General features: G+C 70.6%; 11 protein-coding genes, 1 other RNA gene and 2 pseudogenes. 5 read left to right on the top strand and 9 right to left on the bottom strand.

The genetic code is table 11. The annotated features are described in order from the left end of the window. Nucleotides 1–213: 213 nt before the first annotated feature. Nucleotides 214–1,476: an MFS transporter gene (locus AB0L95_RS13170; protein ID WP_365161253.1), complete on the bottom strand. Its 1,263-nt coding sequence runs from the start codon at nt 1,474–1,476 to the stop codon at nt 214–216. 104 nt (nt 1,477–1,580) lie between these two features. Between AB0L95_RS13170 and AB0L95_RS13175 the strand changes: the two genes are divergently transcribed. Continuing rightward, nucleotides 1,581–2,540, top strand: coding sequence for a helix-turn-helix domain-containing protein (locus tag AB0L95_RS13175; protein WP_365161255.1), 960 nt, complete (start codon nt 1,581–1,583; stop codon nt 2,538–2,540). Nucleotides 2,541–2,644: 104 nt separating this feature from the next. Here AB0L95_RS13175 and AB0L95_RS13180 read toward each other — a convergent pair whose 3' ends face one another. After that, the gene (locus AB0L95_RS13180; RefSeq protein WP_365161257.1) at nt 2,645–2,788 is read right to left on the bottom strand and encodes a hypothetical protein; all 144 of its coding nucleotides are present in this window, start codon (nt 2,786–2,788) and stop codon (nt 2,645–2,647) included. 262 nt (nt 2,789–3,050) lie between these two features. Then, a complete protein-coding gene (locus AB0L95_RS13185) occupies nt 3,051–3,845 on the bottom strand; it encodes a DJ-1/PfpI family protein (protein WP_365161259.1) in 795 nt (264 codons plus the stop codon). A gap of 155 nt (nt 3,846–4,000) precedes the next feature. Here AB0L95_RS13185 and AB0L95_RS13190 point away from each other — a divergent pair, with 155 nt between their 5' ends. Continuing rightward, nucleotides 4,001–4,432 carry a MarR family transcriptional regulator gene (locus tag AB0L95_RS13190; RefSeq protein WP_365161261.1) on the top strand — a complete coding sequence of 144 codons (432 nt, stop codon included), beginning with the start codon at nt 4,001–4,003 and terminating at the stop codon, nt 4,430–4,432. Nucleotides 4,433–4,550: 118 nt separating this feature from the next. Here the strand turns inward: AB0L95_RS13190 and AB0L95_RS13195 are convergent, their stop codons facing one another. Beyond that, entirely contained in the window at nt 4,551–5,813 is a 1,263-nt protein-coding gene (locus AB0L95_RS13195) for an MFS transporter (protein ID WP_365161263.1), read from the bottom strand. 159 nt (nt 5,814–5,972) lie between these two features. On the opposite strand from AB0L95_RS13195, the gene AB0L95_RS13200 reads away from it, so the two are divergent. Continuing rightward, on the top strand, nt 5,973–6,929 hold the full coding sequence (locus AB0L95_RS13200) for a helix-turn-helix domain-containing protein (protein WP_365161483.1): 957 nt from the start codon (nt 5,973–5,975) through the stop codon (nt 6,927–6,929). A 748-nt stretch (nt 6,930–7,677) separates the two neighbouring features. Here AB0L95_RS13200 and rnpB read toward each other — a convergent pair. Beyond that, nucleotides 7,678–8,082, bottom strand: an RNA gene (gene rnpB / locus AB0L95_RS13205) — RNase P RNA component class A. A gap of 51 nt (nt 8,083–8,133) precedes the next feature. Continuing rightward, nucleotides 8,134–8,552 (bottom strand): annotated as a pseudogene (locus AB0L95_RS13210) (Uma2 family endonuclease); the annotation flags it as partial. Nucleotides 8,553–8,730: 178 nt separating this feature from the next. Between AB0L95_RS13210 and yaaA the strand changes: the two are divergent. Both yaaA and eda read left to right on the top strand, forming a co-directional pair. Then, nucleotides 8,731–9,531: a peroxide stress protein YaaA gene (yaaA, locus tag AB0L95_RS13215; RefSeq protein WP_365161265.1), complete on the top strand. Its 801-nt coding sequence runs from the start codon at nt 8,731–8,733 to the stop codon at nt 9,529–9,531. Between the two features lie 82 nt (nt 9,532–9,613). Next, nucleotides 9,614–10,252 (top strand): annotated as a pseudogene (eda, locus tag AB0L95_RS13220) (bifunctional 4-hydroxy-2-oxoglutarate aldolase/2-dehydro-3-deoxy-phosphogluconate aldolase); the annotation flags it as partial. A 112-nt stretch (nt 10,253–10,364) separates the two neighbouring features. Here eda and AB0L95_RS13225 read toward each other — a convergent pair. From AB0L95_RS13225 to AB0L95_RS13235, 3 genes are read right to left on the bottom strand one after another with little or no spacing between them, the layout of a single operon-like run. Then, nucleotides 10,365–11,615 (bottom strand): bifunctional RNase H/acid phosphatase, encoded by a 1,251-nt coding sequence (locus AB0L95_RS13225; RefSeq protein WP_365161267.1) that lies wholly within the window; start codon nt 11,613–11,615, stop codon nt 10,365–10,367. A gap of 12 nt (nt 11,616–11,627) precedes the next feature. Continuing rightward, nucleotides 11,628–12,371 (bottom strand): C4-type zinc ribbon domain-containing protein, encoded by a 744-nt coding sequence (locus AB0L95_RS13230; RefSeq protein ID WP_365161485.1) that lies wholly within the window; start codon nt 12,369–12,371, stop codon nt 11,628–11,630. Continuing rightward, nucleotides 12,368–13,234, bottom strand: a complete 867-nt coding sequence (locus AB0L95_RS13235; protein ID WP_365161269.1) for a Nif3-like dinuclear metal center hexameric protein — start codon at nt 13,232–13,234, stop codon at nt 12,368–12,370. Before AB0L95_RS13235 ends, AB0L95_RS13230 begins: the two co-directional genes overlap by 4 nt. Between the last annotated feature and the right edge of the window lie 102 nt (nt 13,235–13,336).

Genomic DNA, 13,336 nt, shown 5'->3' on the forward strand with positions numbered 1-13,336 from the left:
TCTTGAACGGGGGTCGATGATCCGTGCTGCCACGGCCGACAAGCAGAGACTGCTCGCACAGCGCGGCTACGCGGTCCCTGAGTAACCTGGGCTGCGCGTGAGGACGCTGCCAGACGCGTTCGCCTCTACCCAGGCCAAAGGTGTCAACGTCTCACCGGGAGCGGGCGTGAGACGCGCCCGCTCCGAGGGCCTCCCCTGCGACGGTCCGGGTCCTCAGGCCTCGGCCGCCGGGCGCGCGGACGCCACGGACAGGTCGAGCGCGTCCGCCGCCATCGCGTTCCGCCTCCCGTATCGCCACTGCCACACCAGCAGCGGCCCGGCGACGGCGAGCACCAGCACGCTCGACATCCGCCACCCCAGGGTGTCGAACGCGGTGGCCGACAGCAGGGACGCGACGACGGACACGGCGCCGGTGGCGCCCTCCACGACCGCCTGGAGGCGCGAGCCCCGGCCGGTCGCGTAGCTGCGCACCAGGAACGCCGTGCCGGCCAGGTACGTGAAGTTCCAGCCCACCCCCGCACAGATCATCGCCGTCATCATGGCGGCCGCGCCGTCGCCGGAAGCCCCCGCGACCCCGCCGAGCAGCGTGATCCCGATGCCAGTGAGCGCGGTGTGCCAGGGGCCGATCCTGCGCATCAGCTCGCCACTGATCAGTGCCGGGGCGAACATCCCGACCAGGTGCCACTGGATCAGTGCGGCCCCCAGCTCCGCCGAGTGGTGGGCGTGGACGTTGGCCAGCGGCCCGATCGCCATGACCAGCGTCATCAGGGCGCCCGAAAGCGGCAGCAGGACCAGCGCCGCCACGAAGTTCGGGTTGCCCCGGCCCTCGCGGAAGGTGGCCGGCCCGGCTGCGTCGTCCTCTTCGCCGGCGTTCGCACCGGCCGGCGGGGCCGCGGCCCTGGGCTCGCGTGAGACGGTGAGTGCCAGCGGCACCGCCGCCAGGCCGAGGAGCGCGACCAGCGCGTACGACCCGATGAACTCGACCGCGAAGGCACGCGAGGCTGCCAGCGCGGCGAACGGTCCGAGGAACGCCGCGATGAGGCCGCCGTACATGACGATCGCCAGCGAGCGCTCCTTGCGGCCGTCGGGCGCGAGGTCGGCGGCCAGGTAGCGGATGTAGCCACCTGTGGAGCGGTACGCGCCGAGCAGCGACGTGGCGAGGCACAGCAGCCAGAAGGCGTCCGCGTACACGGCAATCATCGACAGCAGACCGCCGACGACCGCACAGCCGCCGCCCATCGCCATCACCGCGCGGTAGCCGTAGCGGGCCGTCAGCAGCCCCGCCGCGACCGAGGCGAGCAGGCCGAAGCCGGTGATCAGGGTGAGCGGCAGGGTGGCCAGGAGCGGGGTGGGCGCCAGGCGGAGTCCGGCGAGAGAGGTGAGGGTCAGGTCGACACTCACCGCTCCGTAGTAGATCGTCTGCGACGCGACCAGCCGGGTCAGGTCGGCGGCCGAGCGCGGGGGGCGGGGGGACATGCGGATGCTCTCCTCGAACGGGCGGGAGGGGATGTGTTCCACCCTGGCCGAGCGGGTCCGCCCCCACTAGAGGCGGGAATGCCATCATTCGCTAGCATTCCGCCATGACAGCCACGTCGGTACGACCACACCGCATCGCCGTCCTGCTCCTCGACCCCGTACTGCCGCTGGACGCGGGGATTCCGCTCCAGGTGTTCGGGCAGGCCACCCTGCCCGAGTACGAGGTGACCACCGCGTCGCTCGGCGGGCGGCCGGTCCGCGCGGTGGGCGGCCTGACGGTAACCCCCGACCATGATCTCGGCGCCCTCCGGGACGCCGACACTGTGATAGTGCCGGGCTACGCGCGCGCCGACGCCCCGCTCGAGCCAGAGGTGTTCGGCGCCTTGCGCGCGGCGGACGCCCGCGCTGCCCGCATGGTCTCGATCTGCAGCGGGGCGTTCGCGCTCGCCCAGGCCGGGGTGCTCGACGGGCTGCGGGCCACCACGCACTGGGCGAAGTGCGCCGAACTCGCCGAGAAGTACCCGCGGGTGACCGTCGATCCGGACGTGCTGTACGTGGACGAGGGCCGCGTACTGACCTCGGCGGGCGTGGCGGCCGGCATCGACCTGTGCCTGCACCTCCTACGCCGCGACCACGGCTCGTCCGTAGCGAACGCCATGGCGCGGTCCATCGTCGCGGCGCCCCGACGGGAGGGCGAGCAGCGCCAGTTCATCGAGTACACGGACGCGCCGTCCGGCGAGGACGCCCTATCGGCGACCCGCGCGTGGATGCTGTCTGTGCTGCACGAGCCGCTGACGGTGGCCCGGATGGCGGAGCACGCGCGTATGTCGGAGCGCGGCTTCACCCGCCACTTCACGGCCCAGACGGGTCTTCCGCCCCTGCGCTGGCTGCACTCCCAGCGCGTCGAGTACGCGAAGCAGTTGCTGGAGTCGACGGATCTGCCGGTGGACGAGGTCGCGGCCCGCTCGGGGCTGGGCTCCCCCGCGAACTTCCGCATCCACTTCAAGCGGGCCACGCGGGTGGCGCCGCTGGCGTACCGGAAGTCGTTCGGCACGGCGGCGTGAGCCGCGGCGCGCGTTCACAGGGGCGCACACAACAGCTCGGAGCACACGGGCCGGGAAACGTGGGCCGGTGACACAGGGCCAACGGCCTGCGGCGAGCGGGTCGGTCAGTCGCCGATGAAGTCGTGCAGGCCCTGCATCTTCGGTGTGCCGCCGAACTGGCCGGCCTGGTCGACCTCGGCGTTGGTGAAGAACACCGACGGGCCACGCTCGGGGTGGAGCTTGGGCCGGCGCGTGTGAAACGGAGTCACGTCCTCCGCCCGTCGGATGGAGGGCGGGACGGTGCACGGCTGCGGAACACGTGGATGATCCTGGGCCGCCCAAGATGGCGTGGACGGCCACCAGGCCTACGGCCAGGCGCCCTATCAGATGCCGCTGCATCCGTCATGCAGCGAAGGAAAGCGATGGCCCTGACGTCCGTGTTGTCCTCGTGCGGCCACCGCACGAGGACAACACGGACGCCGCCACGACCTCGCCCAGGTGGTAGATCTGGTCACCGGTTCGGCGTCATGCTCAGTTGTTGACGATGCCGGCGGCGGGGTCGGCGTTCTCGCCTGATACAGGGTGCGAGCTTGTTGCTGCACGCTGTTCCAACAGGTGGGACACAGCGTTTCGGAGGGCGGTGTCGGGCTCGGCCATGAACCGCGTGCGTAGTGCCACAATTTCGGGACCTGCGCTCTCAGGCGACCCGGCGTTGAACGGCGGCTCCGGGTCGTACTCCATGACGAGCTGCGAGAACTTTGCGGCCTTCTCGCCCAGGGTGTGCGCGACGACGGTGAGCCCGAAATCGATTCCCGCGGTCACGCCGCCCCCGGTAAACCTGTTGCGGTCGATGCACACACGTTCCGTCGATACCTCGACGCCCAGCCGTGCCAGCTGGTCCCGGGACGCCCAGTGCGTGGCTACGCGGTAACCCTCGAGCAGTCCGGCTGCCGCAAGGACGAGCGGACCGTTGCAGACCGCGGTGATGTAGGAGGCTGTCGCACCCCGGTCTGCCAGGAAGGCGATGGTGGCCGGGTCGAGCATCGGCTTGTACACCATCCCGCCACCAGGAACGAACAGGATGTCGAGCCGCTCGGGGCAGTCATCGAAGGTGGTGGTGGGAGCGATGGTCATGCCGCCGTCGTCCGAGACGACAGGGTCGAGGGTCTCGGCCACGAGGTGGACCTTCATGCCCGCCAGTGCAAACGTGGTGTATGGACCAACAAGGTCGAGTGCGGTGTGTCCCTCGTAGAGAAGGATGCCGACTTCCAGTGGCTGTGCATCGCCTGTCAGGTGATCGGGCCACTTCGTGATTTGATCCGTCATTTTTCGGAACTTCCTGGATTGAAACGCTTGTAATGTTCCTGCCGTACTGAAACGCGGGAGGCGGGTACTCCACCGCGCCGTCCACCGACAGGAGTGGAGACTGCCTCATCCGCGAGTTACAGTCAAACTGAAACCTAACGACCCAGTGAGGTGCCGTGACCGTCCCGCCGCAGCCCACCAGTACCGCCTTCCTCCTCGCAGCCCTCGGCAGGCACGTGCGCAGCGACATCGAACACGCGCTGAAACCGACCGGCTACACCCTGCGCCACCTCGCGGCCCTCGGACATCTGCGCCGCGAACCCGGCCTTTCCTACAGCGAGTTGGGCCGCCGGGCAGGGATCACCGCGCAGAGCGCCCAGGCCACCGTCCGCCAGCTTGAGGAACGGGGGGCCGTCGAGCGGCGCACCGAAGCAGGTCGCGGCCGCACCGCCCAGCTCCACATCACCGAAGGCGGCATGCGCCTGCTGGCCGCCGGCCAGGATGCCTACGCGGCGGCCGACGCAGGCCTGCAGAGCGCACTCGGCCCTGATGCCTGCCGCCATCTCACCGGCTTGCTGCTCCAGGCGCTCTCCGCTCGCGCTGTCTGACCTTCGCGCACGACAGGCGGCGAGCCGTTGACCAGACTCTTTGCGGTGGAGACGAAGCACTCGGGCGGCCAAGGGGTGCCCCCGAACACCGCAGGCAGACAGACTTGACGGACTCCTGCTAGGCCGCGCTTGATGTGGACGCTCGCACGTCGTGCGCTCGTGCTTCTTGCGTGCCGCCGGACAGAGCGTCCCTCGACATCGGTTCCGTCCGGGTGAGCGAGACGATCAGTCCAGCGGCTGTTATGGCGAGTGTTGCGACGGCGTAGATGATTGCTGCGGGCACCAAACCGATGGCGTCACTGAGGAAGCCAGCCACGATGGTAGGGATGCCATACGCGAGATAAGCGACGACGTAGACGGCGGAGAACAGCTTCGCGCGCTCCTGTGCACGCGTCAGCGGAACAAGGAACCCGAGCGTACTGGAAAAGACGGCGCCGAAGCCAAGGCCGGTGATGATCGCGCCGCAGATGATCAGTGATGCGAGGCCCGCCGCGAACGAGCACGCCTCCAGCGACACACCGACGAGGACGGCTGCGTATCCGGCGAGCATGAACCGCCGGGGCGGCATCAGCGGGCCAAGTACGAGCGCGGAGACGGCCGCGGCCAGGGGCTGAGCGGAAACGACCAGGCCGAGGGCGGCTCCACTGGTGATGTGCAGGGCTTGATGGACGATCGACGCCCCGAGGCCGAGGACCAGCCCGGCCGACATCCAGATCCCGATCATTCCTGGGGCAGTCCGAGCGAACGCGGTCCGGGCCGCGGATGGAACGCCGATGCGTGGCACGAGGGCATCGCCGATTTGACGCTCGCCGACCGTCTCAGGCGAGGCCGCTGTGACGACGATGGCGATGACGATAATGGCGAGTGCGGCTCCGAACACGACCGCGGCGGGTGCTGCCGCGAACTGGATGGCGACGCCGGTGAGGACGACACCGATGCCGAGACCGGCGACGGATGCGATGCTCACGACCAGAGCTGCGACCTTCTTCTGCGCCGCCGGTGCGACCTCGGGGATGTAGGCGCTGAACGCGCTCGTGGCCGCTCCCGTCGCGAAGCCCTGCAACGCCCTCGCGACGATGATGACGCCGATGTTCGGGGCGAACAGGAACACCACCATCGCAACCGCCTGAACTGCGAGGGCCGCGATGAGTACCGGACGGCGACCGATTCGATCCGACAGGGAACCGATGCCGAGGAGCGCGAGGAGGAGCGCGAGGGCGTAGATCGCGAACGCGACCGTCAGCTCGCTGTCGGAAAAATGCCAGTGCTGCTGGTAGACGACCAGCAGGGCGCTCGGTGCTCCCGCGGCAGCCATCACTGTCATGAACGCGATAGCCGACGAGACGAAGGCAACGACCTGCGGGACCGTTGGACGCGGCATGGAACTGACCTCTATCCACTCGACATAGAACCGAACCCGACTGGACGGTCCACTCAGTGTCGAGCGATTGGACGACACCCTCCAGTGGCATGAATGCCAATATGTGCGAGGATTCTGCCGCAGGGGATTGAGCACCGTGAGCTGAGGAGATGGACGATGATGAGTTCACACCAGGTCATGGTGCTGGTGCTGGATGGGGCGCTCCCGCTCGACGTCGGCATCCCGACCCAGGTGTTCCATCCGCGTAACGGACTCCCGTACGAGCTGACAGTGTGCGGCGTCGCTGCGGGAACGGTGCCATCCAGTGAGGGTTTCGGGTACACGGTGCCGCAGGGCCTGGACGCGCTGAGCGGGGCGGACACCATCATCGTCCCCGGCTACGCGCCGGTCGGCCGACCGATCCCGGCCGCAGTGCACGAAGCCCTTCGGAGGGCGCATTCAAGGGGAGCCCGCATCGCGTCGATCTGCTACGGCGCGTTCGCCCTGGCCGACGCAGGTCTGCTGGAAGGGCGGCGCGCGACAACGCATTGGGACGCAGCGGAGATGCTGGCGCTGCGCCATCCGGACATCGTGGTGGAGCCCAATGTGCTGTTCGTCGATGAGGGTTCGGTCCTCACATCAGCCGGTGTCGCGGCAGGCATCGACCTGTGCCTTCATATCGTCCGGCGCGACCTCGGCGTGAGCGTGGCGAACGACATCGCCCGCCGTCTGGTGACGGCGCCCTATCGGAGCGGCGGCCAGGCCCAGTACCTTCCCCGAAGCAGCCCGGCACCGCATGGCGATACGCTCGCGGCGACCCGAGAATGGGCGCTGACGCGCCTCCACGAACCGCTCGCAGTCACCGATCTCGCGACACACGCGCGGATGTCGCTGCGCACCTTCATGCGCCGCTTTGCCGAGGAGACCGGCGAGACGCCGCTGCAGTGGGTCCTCCGCGCTCGAGTCGACGCTGCCCGAGCGCTCCTGGAGACCACGAAGCTCCCGGTCGACCAGATCGCCGAGCGGGTCGGATTGGGAACCGGATCCAACCTTCGCCTGCATTTTCGGAGAATCCTCGACGTGTCGCCGTCCGAGTATCGGGCCGCGTTCTCCGGCCGGACGATTCTGACTCCTTGAGCGGGAGCTCCTGGCGCTCTGCGGGTGCCGTCGGAAAGCCCGCGCACAGAGGCGTCGGCCCATGGGTGCTCGGTGGAAAACAGCGGGCAGATCACCGGGAATCGTTGCCGCTTCGTGAGCGATGAGCAGCGCCGCTCGCGTCGGCGACCTGCCATCAACGGCGGAGCCGGCTGCGGCCGCAGCCGATGCATGGATCGCTTCGGCTCCAGCGCGGCAGCTGCGACGCACAGCCGGTCGGCAGACCCGATCGGCGTGTCAGTGGAGCCGGCTGAGTGCGGTCGTCCAGTCGGTGACGATGGCCTGCTGCGCGCCTGCGAGGGTGACCTTGCCGGAGCAGACGGCGGTGTCCGGCCAACTCCGCCTGGGCGGCGCGTCGGACCGGCTGGGCAGATCTCCGGAGGAATCTCGACAACAGCAGCCCCTACGAGCTCACCACACCGTGGAAAATCGCGGACCCTCGATCGCCTCTCTGGGCTACTGAGACCCAGGCTTGCCGGATTCCCCCGGGTGATGTGGTTGACGAGTCCCCCGGCTCCACATCGAGTCCGGCAGCGATATCCAGAAGAGTGAGCACGCTGGGGCTACGCTGCCCATGTTCGATATGGATGAGCCCGCGGACTCAACCCGCTGCGCTGGAGTCGAGGATCTGGTGACGGTTCGCGTGGCGGCCCAAATTCGACCCGGATTCGACCCGGCCAGTTTGTTCAACGAGTAAACATGACCGCTGACTTGCGGAAATAGAGAGCGGCAGACGAGTCGGGCTGTACGCCGGGTTCTGTACCGGGGGGTCCTCGCGGGCCCCTCGGTGACGGCCATCCATCTAGGGCCGACGTTGCCGCCGGCCTCGTGCGGTCTACCCGCGGACTCGGGCGAGCAGCCCTCCGACGTCCGCGCAGGGCGCCTTTTACAGCGGCCCCTTTTGACCTTGCTCCGGGTGGGGTTTACCTAGCTGCCCAGGTCACCCTGGGCACTGGTGGTCTCTTACACCACCGTTTCACCCTTACCGAGGACCGAGGTCCCCGGCGGTCTGTTTTCTGTGGCACTGTCCCGCGGGTCACCCCGGGTGGCCGTTAGCCACCACCCTGCCCTGTGGAGCCCGGACGTTCCTCGGGAAGGTCCACAAGAACCTCCACGCGGCCGTCCGCCCGGCTCGTCTGCCGTAACGACCATGGTACCGGGCGCACAGGACCTCCCGGTCCGGCGGTCAGCAGAACGCCGCCGTCTCCAGCTCGAAGGCGAAGGGCTCCGGGAGGGTCAGCGGCTTCGCGAAGGGGATCGTGCAGTGCTGACGTAGTCGTCGGCTTCCGGATCGCTGAACAGCGTGACCGAGGAGTCGTCTCGGTCGACCAGCAGGTGGAGCGGGATGCCGCTGCGGGCGTAGCAGCGCCGTTTGGCCTCGCGGTCGATCCCGGGTTTGGTGGACGTCACCTCCAGGACCATCGCGACACCGTCGCAGGGCGTCCAGGAGTCGGCGCCCGGGAAGATCCGCAGTTCCCGGGGAGCGAATGTGCCGTCGGGGATCACGTGGTCCCGCGGGCAGCCGCCGCCGCTCTGTGGTTTCAGGCCCTTGTTCCCGGAGAAGTCCAGGTCGGCCCGGGAGCGACGGATCACCTGCTGTCCAAGGGATCGGGAACCGTTCCCTCGATCGTGGCACAGGGGCACAGGCTCCGTCAGGGATGTGCGGGGCGGCGGGGCCGCACCGGCGCCGGTCCCGGGGTCGGGGGCCCGGGCGCCGGGGCTCCTCCCCCGCCGTACCCCGTAACCTGGCGCGAGTCCCGCTGTTCGGTATCGAGGAGAATTCGTGCTCGTCCTGCTGCCGCCCTCCGAAGGCAAGGCCCCCTCAGGGAGCGGTGCCCCGTTGGCGCTGGAGTCGCTGTCGCTGCCCGGGCTGACCGCCGCGCGGGACGCCGTGCTCGGTGAGCTGGTGGAGCTGTGCTCGGCGGACGAGGACAAGGCGCGCGAGGTGCTGGGAATCGGCGAGGGACTGCGCGCGGAGGTCGCCAAGAACGCCGGGCTGCGGACGGCGGGCGCGCGGCCCGCCGGGGAGATCTACACCGGTGTGCTCTACGACGCCCTCGACCTCGGCTCGCTGGACGCGGCGGCCACCCGGCGCGCGGCCGGGTCTCTGCTCGTCTTCTCCGGGCTGTGGGGCGCGGTCCGCGTGACGGACCGCATTCCCTCGTACCGCTGCTCGATGGGGGTGAAGCTGCCCGGTCTGGGCGCGCTCGGCGCGTACTGGCGCACACCGCTGGCCGGGGCCCTGCCGGCGGCGGCCGGTGACGGACCGATGCTCGATCTGCGCTCCTCCGCGTACGCGGCCGCGTGGAAGCCCAAGGGGGAGGTCGCCGGGCGGACGGCGACCGTGCGGGTGCTGCACTCCCGGATGGTGGGCGGGGTGGAGAAGCGGTCGGTCGTCAGCCACTTCAACAAGGCGACGAAGGGGCGGATCGTCCGCAGTCTGCTGACGGCGGGGACCATGCCGAAGGACCCGGCGGAGCTGGTGGAGGCGTTGCGGGACCTCGGCTACGTGGTGGAGGCAGAGGCGCCGGGCCGGGCGGGCAAGGCGTGGACGCTGGACGTGGTGGTGACCGAGATCCACTGAGGCGCGGCACCCCGGACGAACCTTCATTGCAGTATGTGCAACGACCTTTGCGCATGTTGCTTTCCATGGACAGGATGAGGCCATGACCTCACCGCTGCCCCCGTCGGCGTCCGCGCTCTCCGTCCTCGACGTCGCGCCCGTCCTCCCCGTGGTCGTGGTGACGGACGCGGCCGACGCCGTGCCGCTGGCGCGCGCACTCGCGGCGGGCGGGCTCCCGGCAATCGAGGTGACACTGCGGACCCCGGCCGCCTTGGAGGCGATCCGGGCGGCCTCGGCCGAGGTCCCGGACGCGGTGGTGGGGGCGGGCACGGTCCTCACGCCGGGGCAGGTCGGCGACTGTGTGGCGGCGGGCGCGCGCTTCCTCGTCAGTCCGGGGTGGACAGACGCGCTGCTGACGGCGATGCAGGCGTCCGGGGTGCCGTTCCTGCCGGGCGTCTCGACGACGTCGGAGGTCGTCGCGCTCTTGGAACGGGGCGTCACGGAGATGAAGTTCTTCCCGGCGCAGGCCGCGGGCGGCACGGCGTATCTGAAGTCGCTGGCCGGACCGCTCCCCCGGGCGCGCTTCTGCCCGACGGGCGGGATCGGCCCGGCGAACGCCCCGGACTATCTGGCGCTGCCCAACGTCGGTTGCGTGGGCGGGACTTGGATGGTGCCCCCGGACGCGATCGCGGCTCGGGACTGGGCACGGATCGAGGGGCTGGCGCGGGAGGCGGCGGCGCTGCGGGGAGAGCTCCCATGGCTCCCCGGGAGAGCGACTGGGGCGCCCCCGGCGGCCGTTCAGCGCCAGAGGGACGTCGTTGGAGAGTGTCTGCGGCGCGCCCTCCGACGGCCGTTCAGCGCAGGTGGGACGTGTCGTTGAGGAGGCGGACGCTCGCGTTGCCGTCCGCGTAGTACGCCACCGCGGTCAGGGAGGCCGCCGACAGCTCCATGCGGAACAGCGCCTGCGGGGGCGCCTCCAGGGCGAGGCGGACCAGGGTCTTGATCGGCGTGACATGTGAGACGAGCAGGACCGTGCGGCCCGTGTACGAGGCGACGAGCCGGTCCCGCGCCGCGGCGACCCGGCGGGCGACCGCCGCGAAGCTCTCGCCGCCGCCGGTGGGTTCGGCCTCCGGGTCGCGCAGCCAGGCGTCCATGTCGTCCGGGTAGCGCTCCCGCACCTCGCCGAAGGTGAGGCCCTCCCAGGCGCCGAAGTCGGTCTCCCGCAGCCCCTCCTCGATGCCCACCTCGCACCCGAGGCGGGCGGCGACGGCCTCGGCCGTCTCGCGGCAACGGGCGAGGGGCGAGGAGACGACGGCCTGGACGGTCCCCCGCGCGGCGAGCACACCGGCAGCCAGTTCCGCCTGGCGCCGGCCGATGTCGGACAGCGACGGATCGCTGCCGCCGCTGCCCGAGAACCGCTTCAGCGGGGTGAGCGGCGTCTCGCCGTGCCGCAGCAGCACGAAGGTGGTCGGGGCGCCGAGGTCGGGCGGGACGGAGGCGACGTTGCGGGCGGCCCGTGCATCGGCCGTCGCGGAGCCACCGGTACGGACGTCCCCCGGGGCGGTGGCGGTGGCCAGGGCCGCACGGGCCCGGGCCGCGCCCGCGGCCGCGTCGCCCGGCGGGCCGGCCGGCTCGGGGGCCCTGACGCCGTGCGCGTCCAAGTCCGCGGTGGACCGGGACGGTTCCCACCGCTCCCCCCGGCTCCCCGCGTCCATCGCCTCGTTGGCGAGCCGGTCCGCGTGCTTGTTCTGCTCGCGCGGGATCCACTCGTAGGTGACCTGCCCGGCCGGGAAGAGGGCGGCAGCCTGCATCGCCAGCGGCCGCATCGCCGGGTGCTTGATCTTCCAGCGGCCCGACATCTGCTCCACGACCAGCTTGGAGTCCATGCGGACGTGCACCCGAGCGGCCGGGTCCAGCTCGTGGGCCGCGCTCAGACCGGCCAGCAGCCCCCGGTACTCGGCGACGTTGTTGGTGGCGGTCCCGATGAACTCGGCCCGCTCCACGAGCGTTTCGCCCGTCGCCGCGTCCAGCACCACGCTGCCGTAGCCCGCGGGCCCCGGGTTGCCCCGGGAACCGCCGTCGGCCTCGACGATGAACTCCCGCACGCCCAACGCCTCTTACAGACCGGACTCGGACGTACGCACCAGGATGCGGCGGCAGTTCTCGCAGCGGACGACCGTGTCGGGGGCGGCCAAGCGGATCTCGTTCAGCTCGGTGATCGCCAGCTCCTGGCGGCAGCCCTGGCAGGTGCGCTGGTACAGCCTGGCCGCACCGATGCCGCCCTGCTGCTCGCGCAGCTTGTCGTACAGCTTCAGCAGGTCGGCGGGCACCGAGCCCGCGACGACCTCGCGCTCCTTCGTCACTGTCGCGGCCTCGCCGTCGATCTCCTCGAAGGCCCTGCCCCGGCGCGCGGTCGCGTCGTCGATCTTCGACTGCACCGACGCGACCCGCTCGGTCAGCTCGGATACCCGCTCCTGCGCGGACTCACGGCGCTCCATGACCTCGAGGACGACGTCCTCCAGGTCGCCCTGGCGCTTGGCGAGCGAGGCGATCTCGTGCTGGAGGTTCGCCAGGTCCTTCGGGGAGGTGACCGCACCCGAGTCGAGGCGCTGCTGATCACGGGCGGCGCGCTGACGCACCTGGTCCACGTCCTGCTCCGCCTTGGTCTGCTCGCGGGCGGTGTCGCTCTCCTCGGTCTGCGCGGCCACCAGCAGGTCGCGCAGCTGCGTGAGGTCCTTGGTCAGCGACTCGATCTCGGTGTGCTCGGGCAGGGACTTCCGCTTGTGCGCGAGCTGCTGCAGGCGTACGTCCAGGGCCTGTACGTCGAGAAGTCGGATCTGGTCGGCGGGCGCGGCGTTCAGTTGGGGGCTCCAGGGGTCTTCGTCGGGTTGGACGACGCCGCGTGGGCGGTCCAGGGGTCGGTGACCGTCTTCGAGACGTGGACGCGCAGGTCCCATCCGTGGCGGTCGGAGATCTCGTCGAGCTGGGCGGCAGCCAGCTCGCACCAGGGCCATTCGGTGGCCCAGTGCGCCGCGTCGAGCAGCGCGAGAGGACGGTGGGCGTCGGCGGCCATGAACTCCGACGCGGGGTGATGGCGCAGGTCCGCGGTGAGGAAGGCGTCGACACCGGCCGCGCGGACATCGTCGAAGAGGCTGTCGCCGGAGCCGCCGCTGACGGCGACCGTGCGCACCAGCGCCTCGGGGTCGCCGGCCACCCGGATGCCCTGCGCGGTGGCGGGCAGCCGCTCGGCCGCGCGGGCGGCCAGCTCGCGCACGGTCACGGGGTGCTCCAGCTCGCAGACCCGGCCGAGGCCGCGGCGCCCCGCCGGGTCGGTCGTGTCCGGGACCAGGGGGCGTACGACCCGCAGGTCGAGCGCGCCGGCGAGGGCGTCGCTGACGCCGGGGTCGGCCCGGTCGGCGTTGGTGTGCGCGACGTGCAGTGCGATGTCGTTCTTGATGAGGGTGTGCACCACGCGGCCCTTGAAGGTGGAGGCCGCCACCGTCGTCGTACCGCGCAGATAGAGCGGGTGGTGCGTGACCAGCAGGTCCGCGCCCAGCTTCACCGCCTCGTCCACGATCTCCCGGACGGGGTCGACCGCGAACAGGACCCGGGAGACCTCCTGGTCGGGGTCGCCGACGACGGTGCCGACCGCGTCCCAGGACTCGGCCCGCTCGGCGGGCCACAGAGTCTCCAGCGCGGCGATGACTTCAGACAGACGGGGCACGGGGAAAGGCTACCTGCCCCAGGTCCGTGCCCGGCCGGTCACGGGCGACTCCCCCAGGCCGGACGCGCCTGGGGCGGGCCTGTACCGAGTGCGGTCCACAGC

It is taken from the genome of Streptomyces sp. NPDC052036, from assembly GCF_040680495.1.
Taxonomy (GTDB): domain Bacteria; phylum Actinomycetota; class Actinomycetes; order Streptomycetales; family Streptomycetaceae; genus Streptomyces.